This is a genomic window from Vibrio ishigakensis, from assembly GCF_024347675.1.
Taxonomy (GTDB): domain Bacteria; phylum Pseudomonadota; class Gammaproteobacteria; order Enterobacterales; family Vibrionaceae; genus Vibrio; species Vibrio ishigakensis.
The window spans coordinates 1022908-1035895 of sequence record NZ_AP024881.1 but is presented as its reverse complement, the minus strand read 5'-3'; the positions used below and the strand labels follow the sequence as shown (position 1 = coordinate 1035895).

Sequence of the window (12988 nt, the reverse complement as noted above, 5' to 3'; positions counted from 1 at the left end):
GTTTTAGTTTCTAGCCTACGTTGTTGTTATTGTTTTAGTCACCGTGGTCGAAGTGATCCATGGTGTGGTCTAGGCGCGCCTCTTGAGCTAGCATCTTGCACTGCTCAGCATCGACGTTACTTATCGCCGACGCCAATTCGATAGCGCGCTCGTGGTCATTCACGGCCTGCGCCTTACCTAATTCAATGCATGCCTCGGTACTTGCAAACGCCGATGCGGAGAATAGTGACAAAATCAGTAACTTTTTCATAATCGCCTCACAATCCACTTGTCCAAACTTGCCTACGTGAAAGAAAGCAATTTAGGTCACTTTTTGACCACATCATTTATCACTATCTTTTCACCCTTACAAATGAATAAGACCAATGAGTCAACACATAAATTTCACACTTAATTTTCAACTGGCGTAAAAAGGTAAGTAACTGAAACGGACCTCACCTAGAATACACACATCGCGTTATTCCACTCAGTAACCTATTGATAGCACTGAGTTAAATAACGATGACTCAATCTATTAATTGTTCGTAGTGCAAATTCTATAAAGGGTTTATTGATGAAAAAGTTATGCTTGAAAGCTATTGGTTTTATCGCAGTTGCAGCTTCTCTGTCTGGTTGTATCGGTAGCAACGCCGTTACTGGTCACGTAATGAAGTTCAACCTTGAGGTAGTGGACAACCGCTATGCTCGTGGTGGCGTAAACATGCTTCTTGCTCCTGTATACGGTCTATCTGTTGCGGTGGACAGCCTAGTATTCAACTCAATCGAATTCTGGACGGGTAAAAACCCACTAAACGGTAAGCCACACATCTTTGATACCAAAGTGAACACCATGTACAACATGAACGATTCACTAGACCCATCTCTAACTGATGCGCCAATCGAGCCGATCTCTCAGCGTCAGGTAGAGAGCAGCACCTTTGAATCTATCGATGAAAACACAATGGAAATGAAGGTAACCTACACGAACGGTGACACTGCAGTAGTAACCGGCGTTCGTGACGGTGAGAACGTATCTTACTACTACAACGGTGAGCTGGTTTCTGAAACGACTATCTCTCAGCTAGAAGAGCTATCAGAGTCTAAGGCTTAATTGCTAGCATAGTTTGATTAGAGGAAGGCATTTTGCCTTCCTCTTTTTTTATGCTCAATAGCGTGAATTAAGCGCCAACAATGCCGCCATCTTCACGGGTTACTATCATTACCGTGGAGCGCGGTTTAGTGCTTCCACCTTGAGGGAAGTGTGATGGTGCACCGCCCTCTCCCGGATGCTGAACCCCCACAAACATAGCGGTTTGATCTGCTGAGAATGCAAGCCCGGTTATCTCACAGGCTACAGGACCTGTGGCAAAACGCTTCACCTCACCTGTCATAGGGTCGCCACACAGCATCTGATTGTTACCCTGACCAGCAAAGTCTCCCTTGTTGGAATAATTGCCATCGGTCTGGATCCACAAGCGCCCTGCCTTATCAAAACCAATTCCATCTGGGCTATTAAACATATTCTCAGCGGTGATGTTATCGCTTCCGCCATACAGGCTATCTTTGTGTACGCTCGGATTGCCTGCAATCAAGTAAAGGTCCCATTCAAAGCTGTTACTTGCATGGTTACCATCGGTTGGTATCCAGCGAACAATCTGTCCGTAATGATTTTCCGCACGAGGGTTAGGGCCGCCTACCGGTTGGTTCTCTTTAACACCGCGATTCTTATTGTTGGTCAAGGTGCAGAAAACGTGTTGTCCTTGCGGATGAACCGCTACCCACTCCGGTCTATCCATAGTGGTTGCACCCACTTGTGTGGCTGCGCGGCGAGCAAAGATCATCACCTCTGCTTGGTCATTAAAGCCGTTTTCTTTGGTTAAGCCGTTCTTACCAAAGGTCAGTTCAATCCATTCCCCGCTGCCTTTCAACTCATTTTCTTTCATGCTGAACTTGGCCACATACAAGGTACCCTCTTCGAGCAGGTTACGGTTAGCGCTGTCATTGCCTGGCTGGTAGCGATTCTTCGAGATGAATTTATATAGGTGCTCGCCACGCTCATCATCACCTAGATAAACCACTACCTGGCCATCTTTGTTGATGTGTAGCGCGGCATTTTCATGCTTGAAACGACCAAGTGCGGTGCGTTTAAGTGGTGTTGAACTCGGATCATTAGGGTCAATCTCAACCACCCAACCATGGCGGTTTGGCTCTTGTGGGTTCTTCGCTAGATCAAAGCGCTCATCAAATCTGTGCCACTGGTAACGGGTCTCTTTAGCCTTCAAGCCGTATCGAGCCGAGTCAGCATCCAGCTCTACCTTGCCTTCGGTGCCAAAATAGCCATGAAAGTTCTCTTCACAGGTTAGGTAAGTCCCCCAAGGGGTTTCACCGTTAGCGCAGTTATTAAAGGTGCCTAAAACCTTAGTGCCACTGGCATCGGCTTGGGTCTTCAACAGAGCATGTCCTGCTGCAGGGCCGGTCAGCATCATTTCAGTGTTAGCCGTGATACGACGGTTTCGCTCACCCGACTTATCTACTACCCACTGACCGTTCTTTTTCACTATCTCAACAACCGTCACACCATGCGCGGCTTGCGCCTTCTTCACATCATCGGCAGTCATGGACTTGCCTTGATGAGCAAAGAGGTATTCGTAGTTGGTGTATTCGTTGTTGATAGCTAGAACGGCTCTGTCTTTGCTAATAGGGAACAGGCTCATGCCATCAGTATTATCACCGAACTGCATCGCCTGAGCGGCTGAGTTCTGTTTGCCATCTTGGGCAAACTCAGGTGCGTCAACAAAGATAGGGTCGCCCCAAGAGATCAAAGGTTCAGCCTTGTAGCCTTTTGGCACCAGAAACTCATCTGAGGTAGAGGCTGAAATCGGCTCAAAGTTTAAAAGCGGACCTGACGTTGCTGCAATGGCCTTGGTAATTGGATTTACCGCTAAAAATGCGCCAACACCCGCAGCAGTGGCGCCTACCAAAAACTGACGACGAGACAAACGTGCATTAACCATCTGCGTGAATTGCGAATCTTGGTCGTCACTCATCACTGACTTTTGATCTTCTTGCTTTAACCACATAACTTCCTGTTCCTGAATTGATTAAAAAACGTCGCCTACGGTAGATACTCTAGATGACATTCTAGTGATCAACTTGTTACTAGGTCGTTACAAAGCAAAGGTTCGAGCTTAGGATCAAAAAAGGGCTCCTAAGAGCCCTTCATTATGCGCAAAGCGTTTCTAAGCGCTTGATGAACTGCCGTTTTGGTGCCTTAAAAGCATCCTCATCAAACACCTCTACCAGTTCTTCACCCTTATATACATTGGTGAAAGAGCCGAGGTTATATACCTTGATATCGTCTTTTGGACGCGTCCAAAGGTTGTCTTTTGGGCCAACAAAGCCCAAGTGGGGTAGCGTATGTTGCAACGCTGACTTAACCGTGTTCATTAGTCTATTTTCCTAGCCAACTTCCCCGGTTTTTATCGGGGTATGTTTATATTTGTTTTAATTATTTGAGTGAGAGACTTCTCGCGATCTTTTGCCGTCTTTGAGCCTCTCTACTGACAGGGCGCATTTTGCATCCAAATTATGACAATTCCGCATTATCAATGTGGATATGTGAACACACTCGCATATCCCTATTCGATATTTTGAACACCAGCACACGAAGACTGTTTTTTAGACAGTGTTGGTCTAGAACCCGCTACCCACATTGAAGTAAACCGCAGTCTCATCACGGCTGAGCGCATAGTCCATTCCAAGGTGTAAACCATAACGACGGGCTATTTGGTAACGAAAACCCACACCACCAGCGCCAATGTCTTTGTGGATATCATCGGTCTCTATTGCGCGGCCCGCACCGTAGAATCCTGACACCTTCCATCTATGATCTATGTCGTAGGTTATTTGAGCCTGCAAACTGCCTATCTCATCACCCTGATAGCGAAACGCCGAAACACCGCGAATATCCACATACGGTTTTGCGGTTGGAGAAACAAAGCCATCACCCTGCTCAAAGTTCTGGTAGTTACCTGCAAGCCCTAATGTCCATTTGTTGGCCAAAGGTATAAACGCCTGACCATCTAGATTCAGGTTGCGATAGTTATAGTCACTGCCGATGGCCTCGTCATACACCATGTAGTCCGCCTCGATGCGATAGCCTCTAGTCGGATAAAAGATATTGTCTCGGGTATCGTAATCCACCACTAGACCTAAGCCCGATGTCACCGCTTGCTCTCCTAGCAAGGCATCCATAAACCAGTCCACCACCTTATTGTCCGATTCGATAGTCGAGATGGCCGCAACCTGTTTAACCCCTAACATCAAGGGAGTATCCGCTACTCGAAACTGTACCTTCTGCAAAATAGCCCCAGCCTTAGTGGTAGTGCCAAAACCAAACTCAAACGGCTCCAAAGGACCGAGCGATATCTGCTTAAACAAGTCCAGATTAACCACACCAAAGCCCGCACCACCCTCGTAGCGAATCGCATCGTTTTTCCATGAATGACGGTGACCACCAAACACGAACCAGGTGCCATTTTCTGTGCCAAGAGCGCCCAACACCGACATAGCAGACGGCACCAATTGAGCACCGCCATCAAATGAGGTAAGGGCTGCGGCCTTGCGCGCTTTTCGCTCGTCTTCAGTTTCATGCATAAACAGGCCAGCTACCCCGCCACCGTATCCCACAGCCGGTTCGGTAATGATGATTGGGATAGGCAAAAAGCCGTAAGCATTTTCGGCAAGATGCTCTCCAATATCGAAGCGACCATCGACTGGGTCTTCAAAAGAGGCAAAAGTAGGAAAGCTCGAAACACAAGCTAAAGCGAGTAAGGCGTGGCGGTTCATATTTGGCACTCAAACAAAAAACGGCTCCAATGAGCCGAAAAAGAATGCATCCCTGCAAGTGGACAATGGGTAAGAGCGCATTGCGCTGTCCCATGAAAACAGCGCTAGATTAAGGCAATACCAATATCTCACACACTCGCGTTGGTAGGATGTCGCCCTACAAGGCTAGAAGCAGTGTTTGATTTCCATATAGCGGTTACGAATATGCTCGATAAGCAGTTTGACCTTTTGCGGGGGTTGTCTCGAATAGGGATAAACAGCATAGATTCCAAGCACCTTAGCCACTTGGTCGGGAAAAATATCTAGCAAGGTGCCCTCTTTTAAGTCCTCATAAACTAGGCATCGTGGAACATAGGCAATACCCCTTCCTCCAAGGGCCGCCTTACGCAGAGCGGTAGCGGTGTCGGTAGAAAATGAACCCGCAACCTTAACGATATAGTTGCCCTGCTCGCCCTTAAACTCCCAATCGCTAGCCCCGGTGGTTTGATAAGCATATTGCAGGCAGTTGTGCTCGGTGAGATCACTAGGAAACCTTGGACGTGGATTCTTTGTAAGGTAGCCAGGAGAGGCGCAAACCACCCATTGGGAATCGACAATATGCCGAGCAATCAGGCTGGAATCATCTAGATAGCCGGTGCGTATTACAAGATCGAATCCATCTTCGAGCAAGTCAACAAAACGATTATCCATCGACATATCTATGGTAAGGCCGGGATGCAGATTACAGAATTCAGCCGCTGCATCCGCAAGAAGCAGGTCGCCCGATATGGTCGGCACCGACATCTTGATGTGCCCCTCAATCTTTTCACCGAAACCTGAGATAGCATCCATCGCCTCTTGCGTGGCTTGCTTCACATTTCTTGCTCCTAGGGAGAGCGCCCTTCCCGCCTCTGTCAGGGTCAACTTTCTAGTCGTTCGATACAAAAGTTGTACCCCTAACTCCTCTTCTAATCGGGCAATACGCTTGCTAACCACTGAATTTGTAAGGCTATTTTGCTCTGCCGCTTTACTAAAGCTCCCAAGCTCTACCACCTGAGAAAAGAGCACTAGGTCATCTGCTTTCATCTGATTATGTCATTTATGGAAATTATCATTTTCATTATTTCTATATATCCACAAAATGCAAGGGTTTAGATTCACAAACCGTTAACACAAGCAGTAAATACCAATAACAACTCTTCGGAGTAAAAAAGTACGAGGAACGTACCCATGAGTGAAACACTACTTGCCCTCATAGCTTTCTCCCCAATTGTGGTGGCAGCTATCCTACTTGTTGGGCTCAACTGGCCGGCCAAACGTGCCATGCCTGTGGCCTTTGGCCTAACCGTCTTGATAGCCATTGCGTTCTGGGACATGAGCACAAACCGAGTTATCGCCTCTATCTTTCAAGGACTTGGCATCACGGTTGCGGTGCTGTGGATTATCTTTGGCGCCATATTCCTACTCAATACCTTGAAGCATACGGGTGCTATCTCGACCATTCGAAATGGCTTTACCAATATCTCCCCTGACAGACGCGTGCAGGCGATCATAATTGCTTGGTGTTTTGGCTCCTTTATCGAGGGTGCATCTGGGTTCGGTACTCCGGCCGCCATCGCTGCGCCTCTTTTGGTCGCCATTGGCTTTCCTGCTCTCGCCGCTGTACTGATGGGTATGATGATCCAGTCCACGCCAGTATCTTTTGGCGCTGTGGGCACGCCTATCATAGTTGGCGTAAACAGGGGATTGGATACCAACAAGATAAGCGAAGCCCTGTTGGCGAATGGCTCAAACTGGGATGCCTATTTGCAACAGATCACTTCGAGCGTTGCCTTGATCCACGCTTGTGTTGGCACGCTAATGCCAGTGCTAATGGCTATGATGCTAACCCGCTTCTTCGGTAAAAATCGCAGCTGGAAAGAGGGCCTGGATATCCTACCTTTTGCCATCTTCGCCGGTCTTGCCTTCACAGTACCGTACGCCCTAACCGGTATCTTCCTAGGTGCTGAGTTCCCGTCACTGGTGGGCGGTCTTCTGGGTCTGGCTATTGTGGTATTCGCCGCTAAACGTGGATTCTTGGTACCTGAGAGTCAGTGGGACTTTGAAGATGAGAAAAACTGGCCAGCTGAATGGCTAGGCTCACTGAAGATTGATATTAAGCAAGAGAGCAACAAGTCAATGAGCATGGCCATGGCTTGGGCACCCTATGTGTTATTGGCCGTAGTGCTAGTGGCGAGTCGCGTCAGTACTGAGTTCAAATCTTTCCTTACCGACATCAACCTTGGATTTAGCAACATTCTAGGAGAGGCTGGGATAAGCACCTCTTTCCAACCCCTTTATCTTCCTGGCGGTATCCTAGTCTTTGTTTCTATCATTGCGGTTCTGGCTCAGGCTAAAAGCCTCAAGCCACTTGGCGCAGCCTTTACTGAATCAAGCAAAACACTGATCGGCGCTGGATTTGTACTTATCTTTACCATCCCTATGGTGCGCATCTTTATCAACTCAGGGATCAATGGTGCCGAACTAGCGAGTATGCCAGTGACCACAGCCAACTTTGCTGCAGGCCTAGTGGGTGATGCCTTCCCAGCGCTGAGTGCTACCGTTGGAGCCTTGGGCGCCTTTATTGCAGGCTCAAACACTGTATCTAACATGATGTTCAGTCAGTTCCAGTTCGAAGTGGCGCAGACCTTAACCATCTCCAGCGTTATCGTTATCGCACTGCAAGCGGTAGGAGCTGCTGCCGGTAATATGATCGCAATCCACAACGTAGTGGCGGCATCGGCTACTGTGGGTTTGCTGGGCCGAGAGGGTGCTACCCTTCGCAAGACCATTATCCCAACCTTCTACTACCTGACGGTAGCAGGTCTTATCGGGCTCATCATCATCTACGGCTTCCAGTTTACTGACCACTTGATGAAACCTTAAGCCTACTGCGAAGGGAGGGCTTTCCCCCAGTCCCCCTTCGCTCTCTTCTCGCTGAACTTTCCAGGAAACAACATGATCATCTCATCACCTAACGACTTCAGAGCCGCCGCCAAATCCAAACTTCCACCCTTCTTATTTCACTATATAGATGGTGGCGCCAACTCTGAGACCACGCTACGCCGTAACGTCAGTGACCTAGAGGCCATCGCCCTCAAGCAGCGCGTGCTCAAAAACATGCAAGACCTTTCATTAGAAAGTCATCTGTTCGGTGAGCATTTCGACCTACCTATCGCCCTCTCCCCGGTTGGGTTAACCGGTATGTATGCGCGCCGCGGTGAGGTTCAAGCGGCCAAGGCTGCAGAGTACAAGGGCATCCCCTTTACCATGTCCACGGTTTCGGTCTGCCCAATCGAAGAGGTCTCGTCTGAGATTCACAGGCCTATGTGGTTTCAGTTGTATGTGCTGAAAGACCGAGGCTTTATGAAAAACGTCCTTGAGCGAGCGAAAGCGGCTGGAGTGACTACGCTGGTCTTTACCGTAGATATGCCAGTGCCAGGCTCAAGGTATCGCGATATGCACTCGGGTATGAGTGGAGATTACGCCTCCTTTCGTCGTATCTGGCAGGCAATGCGCCACCCAGATTGGGCATTCAATGTCGGCCTGTTTGGTAAACCTCACGATCTGGGCAATATCTCAGCCTATCGCGGAGAGCCAACCAAGCTTGAGGACTATATCGGCTGGCTCGGCAACAACTTCGACCCTTCTATCTCTTGGCAAGACCTTGAATGGATTCGCGATTTTTGGGACGGACCTATGATCATCAAAGGCATTCTCGATGAAGAAGACGCCAAAGATGCAGTGCGCTTTGGCGCCGATGGCATAGTGGTATCCAACCACGGGGGGCGTCAACTCGATGGCGTCATCTCTTCAGCCACAGCCCTGCCTAGAATTGCCGATGCCGTGAAGGGAGACCTTAAGATACTGGTGGACTCGGGTATTCGCTCTGGCCTGGACGTGGTGCGCATGCTCGCCCTTGGCGCGGACTGTACCATGATAGGCCGCTCTTATATCTATGCGCTAGCGGCCAAAGGACAAGCAGGGGTCGAGCAGCTCCTAGAGCTGTATGAAAAAGAGATGCGTGTCGCCATGACCCTGACCGGCGCTAAAACGCTTAGCGATCTCAGCCATGACTCACTAGTACAAAACAGCAAGCAACTTGGGGAGGTGTTAAACCTTCCTGAGCGCAACTTTATCCCTGAACTGGAATCGGCCTAACAGACAGTAAGGAGCAGTAATGTCTAACCCTCGCCTCACAAATACGGATATCGCACTAATTGACGAACTGGCAAAGCTCATCGACCCAGAGCGGATCATTACCCAACAAGACAAATGCCTTGCCTATGGCACAGATGCCAGTTTCTATCGGCTCGTGCCTAAGGTGGTGCTTCGCCTCAAAGACTTAGAAGAAGTCATTTTTGTCATCAAATCTTGCGGCGAGTATGAGGTTCCTTTCACTTTCCGCGCTGCAGGCACTAGCCTTTCTGGACAAGCGGTATCAGACTCAGTTCTGATCACCCTTACCGATGATTGGCGCAACTACACCATCATCGACAATGGCAACAAGATCGCGCTACAACCTGGGGTGATCGGCGCAGATGCCAACCGATACCTTGCGCCTTATCAGCGCAAGATAGGCCCAGACCCAGCCTCTATCAACACCTGTAAGATAGGTGGAATCGCGGCCAACAATGCCAGCGGTATGTGTTGCGGCACGGCGCACAACTCTTATCGTACCCTAGACAGCATGAAGCTGGTACTGAACGACGGCACCTTCTTAGATACCTCAGATGTACAAAGTATTGAGAGCTTTATCCAAACCCATAGCGACCTTTTGGATGAACTGCATCGACTGGCTCATCAAACCCAAGATAACCCAGAGCTTAGTGAGCTGATTCGCCATAAATATCGTCTCAAAAATACCACTGGCTATTCTCTGAATGCCCTAGTGGATTACCACGACCCTATCGATGTCTTGCAGCACCTGATGATTGGCTCAGAAGGCACGCTCGGCTTTATCGCAGAGATCACCTACAACACGGTTGTGGAACACGCACACAAGGCCTCTGCACTCTTGGTATTCGAAGATATTGAGCAGGCAAGCCTAGCGGTAAGTGCTCTCGCTAAATTGCCAGTCGCGGCGGTAGAGCTCATGGATGGACGCGCTCTGAACTCTGTGGCCGATAATCCAAAACTGCCTTCGTTTATTGAAGAGCTAAGCCTAGATGCTGCAGCCCTTTTGATTGAATCTCATGCCGAAAGCCAAAGCGAGCTTGAGCAGCAATGCCAGCAGATCCTAGGCGGACTAACGGACTTTGAGATCTCTCATTCGGTGGATTTCACCTCAGACAGCAATACAGTGGCAACCTTATGGTCAATCCGCAAAGGGATGTTCCCCGCTGTAGGCGCGGTGCGTGAGGTTGGAACCACGGTTATCATCGAGGATGTGGCGTTTCCTGTTGAAAATCTGGCTAACGGGGTGAGAGATCTGCAAGGCCTGTTTGATAAATTTGGCTACACAGAGGCAATCATCTTCGGCCACGCCCTTGAGGGCAATCTGCACTTCGTATTTACCCAAGGCTTTGAATCGGACAAAGAAGTTGCCCGCTATGGCGCCTTTATGGATGCAGTGGCAGAACTGGTTGCAGTCAAATATCAAGGATCCCTTAAGGCCGAGCACGGCACGGGCCGTAATATGGCCCCTTATGTCGAGTTGGAATGGGGGCAAGAGGGCTATAGCTTGATGCAGGAGATCAAACGCCTATTCGACCCTAAAGGCTTGATTAACCCTGGGGTCATCATCAACGACAATCCTGATTCACATATCGAAAATCTCAAGCCCATGCCTGCGGCCAGTGACATAGTCGACCGCTGCATCGAATGTGGGTTCTGTGAGCCAGTGTGTCCATCACGCAACCTTACCCTATCCCCCCGCCAACGTATCGTGCTCTATCGAGAAATAAGCCGACGCCAAGCCGAGGGCGATATGGAGCCCGATGAGCTAAACGAACTGTTCGAATACCAAGGGATCGACACCTGCGCTGCCACTGGGTTGTGCGCTGAACGCTGCCCTGTAGGCATTAATACTGGCGATCTAATGAAGTCCTTAAGAGTGGAAAAGTACAAGAAATTTACCCCTATCGCTCGCTGGACAGCCGATCACTTTACCGCCACTATCAAACTGACTAAAGCAACGCTAAAAAGTAATGAGGTTGCCGTTAAGTTGCTGGGAGAAAAGGCAATATCAGGAATGACCAAAGGGGTGCGTTCCCTGTCAAATAACAAGGTTCCTGTTTGGCTACCTGAGCTTCCAAAGGCAAACACACATAAACTGCAATCTGGCGAGAATACCGAGAGGAAACTGGTCTACCTACCCTCTTGTGCCTCACGCACCATGGGAGCACAAGCCAAAGTCGGTGATCAGCGCAGCCTAACTCAGGTCACGTTAGACATCGCTAAGAAGGCAGGCTTTGAGCTGATTATCCCTCAAGATATCGAATCCCAATGTTGCGGTATGCCCTACGACAGCAAAGGCATGACAGACCTAGCTCAGCAGAAATCTCAGGCTTTGGAAGAAGCCCTATGGATAGCAAGCGAGCAAGGCAAATACCCAGTATTTATGGATACCAGCCCTTGCGCTAAGAGAAGCATCGACAACTTCACTAAGCCACTTACGATTGTCGAGCCAACTAAGCTGGTTCTGGAGTACCTTCTGCCCTATTTGCAGATAGAACAGAAACAGGAAACCGTCATGCTACACGTCACCTGCAGTTCCAAGCGCATGAGCTTAGATAATGAGATGCTAAAACTAGCCCAAGCCTGTGTCTCAAACGTTGTGGTGCCAGAGCATATCACTTGCTGCGGCTGGGCTGGCGACAAAGGCTTTACCACCCCAGAGCTAAACGCCGCCGCAGTCCACCCATTAAAGGCTCAAGTACCCGAGGAATGCTCGAGAGGGTTCAGCAATAGTCGCACCTGTGAAATTGGCTTGTCACACCACAGTGGTATTCCCTATCAATCCATCCTGTATTTGGTAGACGAGGTAAGCCGTTCGGTCACAACTAGCTAGATAATATCCAACCAAAAAGCGGCACCCGAAGGTGCCGCCTCTCAATATCAGTGCAGGTATGCGTTTAGCATCCAAAGCAGCTTTTCTTGCTCTCGGATGTAATCACCCATCAGAGCTGCCGTGCCCTCATCATTCGACTCACCCGCCATCTCTAGAATTGAGCGCTGATGCTTCACTAGAATAGAGAACCCCTCAACCAAGCCAGAAACACACTCTTTACCACGATAAGCTTGGATGTGTTCCTTGATTTCACTCTGCTCAAGGTAGCGACTAAAGCTGTGATCCGGCGTGTGACCCACAGTCAAAATACGCTCTGCTAGTTCATCTACCTTGGTTTGCAGGTCGGTATAGATCTCTTCAAATTTCACATGCAATTCAAAAAACTGCTCGCCCTTGATATTCCAGTGGTAACCGCGAGTGTTCATATACAGCACTTGGTAGTTTGCCAACAGTTTATTCAGCTCTACTGAAATCGCCTCTGATGCTACTTTGTCTAAGCCGATAAGATTCTTTGTTGTCATAATTCTGTCCTCGATAGTGAGTCAATCTTGTCTTGTTGAGGTCAGTATATGAGGACACAGTTCATAGTTGAAATCGATTGGATATATAGAATCAATAGTCAAAAACTATTTAAGCACGGTATTCAATCGGATGCATTTTAGGGGTGCACGACAAAGCAAGAATTACATTAAGTTACGGTTTTTGGTCACAACTTTGCTCAAAAGCTGTCAGTTCAGCCGCACTTTTTGACTTGGGTCTAAACCTAGAATCGGTTTTCCTGCAAAATCTGATTAAGCAGTATCAGAGGAAACAATCATGAAATTCAGTCGCAGAAAATTTTGGCGTTCAATGGCTCTAGTCGGCCTGTTCTTCTGTATTGTGATGCTGATGAAAAACAACCATGCGTCGGCGATAAGCGAAGCAGTCAACATCTCCTCTTTATAGGGTTGGACTAACTTCAGCACACGCTAAATCAAGGTTACGTCCTGATTGCATAGGCGTTTATAAAACCTAAAAATCACGTTTTACCTTAATTTAGCTCTCACTCAAAAGCGGCTAAACAGAACGCTACTCTACTGTCAGTGTTCCCACCTTTTCGCCTTATCTGTATTGCAGTTCACATGATTGCTT

At 48.6% G+C, this 12988-nt stretch carries 10 protein-coding genes and 1 pseudogene; 5 read left to right on the top strand and 6 right to left on the bottom strand.

Annotation, left to right across the window (positions count from 1 at the left end):
• Positions 1 to 34 precede the first annotated feature (34 nt).
• Positions 35 to 250 carry a hypothetical protein gene (locus Pcarn_RS04770; protein ID WP_261835243.1) on the bottom strand — a complete coding sequence of 72 codons (216 nt, stop codon included), beginning with the start codon at positions 248 to 250 and terminating at the stop codon, positions 35 to 37.
• A 303-nt stretch (positions 251 to 553) separates the two neighbouring features.
• Here Pcarn_RS04770 and Pcarn_RS04765 point away from each other — a divergent pair, with 303 nt between their 5' ends.
• Positions 554 to 1090: a DUF3332 domain-containing protein gene (locus Pcarn_RS04765; RefSeq protein ID WP_261835242.1), complete on the top strand. Its 537-nt coding sequence runs from the start codon at positions 554 to 556 to the stop codon at positions 1088 to 1090.
• Between the two features lie 67 nt (positions 1091 to 1157).
• On the opposite strand, the gene Pcarn_RS04760 is transcribed toward Pcarn_RS04765, so the two are convergent.
• From Pcarn_RS04760 to Pcarn_RS04745, 4 genes are all read right to left on the bottom strand, one after another.
• Positions 1158 to 3026 (bottom strand): PhoX family protein, encoded by a 1869-nt coding sequence (locus tag Pcarn_RS04760; protein ID WP_261835638.1) that lies wholly within the window; start codon positions 3024 to 3026, stop codon positions 1158 to 1160.
• A gap of 175 nt (positions 3027 to 3201) precedes the next feature.
• A complete protein-coding gene (locus Pcarn_RS04755) occupies positions 3202 to 3426 on the bottom strand; it encodes a hypothetical protein (RefSeq protein WP_261835241.1) in 225 nt (74 codons plus the stop codon).
• A 246-nt stretch (positions 3427 to 3672) separates the two neighbouring features.
• Complete coding sequence (locus tag Pcarn_RS04750) at positions 3673 to 4827, bottom strand: BamA/TamA family outer membrane protein (RefSeq protein WP_261835240.1); 1155 nt, start codon at positions 4825 to 4827, stop codon at positions 3673 to 3675.
• Between the two features lie 165 nt (positions 4828 to 4992).
• Entirely contained in the window at positions 4993 to 5892 is a 900-nt protein-coding gene (locus tag Pcarn_RS04745) for a LysR family transcriptional regulator (RefSeq protein WP_261835239.1), read from the bottom strand.
• A 144-nt stretch (positions 5893 to 6036) separates the two neighbouring features.
• On the opposite strand from Pcarn_RS04745, the gene Pcarn_RS04740 reads away from it, so the two are divergent.
• The 3 genes and pseudogenes from Pcarn_RS04740 to Pcarn_RS04730 all read left to right on the top strand — a co-directional run bounded on the left by Pcarn_RS04740 (position 6037) and on the right by Pcarn_RS04730 (position 11857).
• Positions 6037 to 7731, top strand: a complete 1695-nt coding sequence (locus tag Pcarn_RS04740; RefSeq protein ID WP_261835238.1) for an L-lactate permease — start codon at positions 6037 to 6039, stop codon at positions 7729 to 7731.
• 72 nt (positions 7732 to 7803) lie between these two features.
• Positions 7804 to 8931, top strand: a pseudogene (gene lldD, locus Pcarn_RS04735) (FMN-dependent L-lactate dehydrogenase LldD); the annotation flags it as partial.
• 94 nt (positions 8932 to 9025) lie between these two features.
• Positions 9026 to 11857: an FAD-binding and (Fe-S)-binding domain-containing protein gene (locus Pcarn_RS04730; protein WP_261835236.1), complete on the top strand. Its 2832-nt coding sequence runs from the start codon at positions 9026 to 9028 to the stop codon at positions 11855 to 11857.
• A 47-nt stretch (positions 11858 to 11904) separates the two neighbouring features.
• Here Pcarn_RS04730 and Pcarn_RS04725 read toward each other — a convergent pair whose 3' ends face one another.
• Positions 11905 to 12378: a Dps family protein gene (locus Pcarn_RS04725; protein ID WP_261835235.1), complete on the bottom strand. Its 474-nt coding sequence runs from the start codon at positions 12376 to 12378 to the stop codon at positions 11905 to 11907.
• Between the two features lie 295 nt (positions 12379 to 12673).
• Between Pcarn_RS04725 and Pcarn_RS04720 the strand changes: the two genes are divergently transcribed.
• Positions 12674 to 12802: a hypothetical protein gene (locus Pcarn_RS04720; RefSeq protein WP_261835234.1), complete on the top strand. Its 129-nt coding sequence runs from the start codon at positions 12674 to 12676 to the stop codon at positions 12800 to 12802.
• Positions 12803 to 12988: the final 186 nt, after the last annotated feature.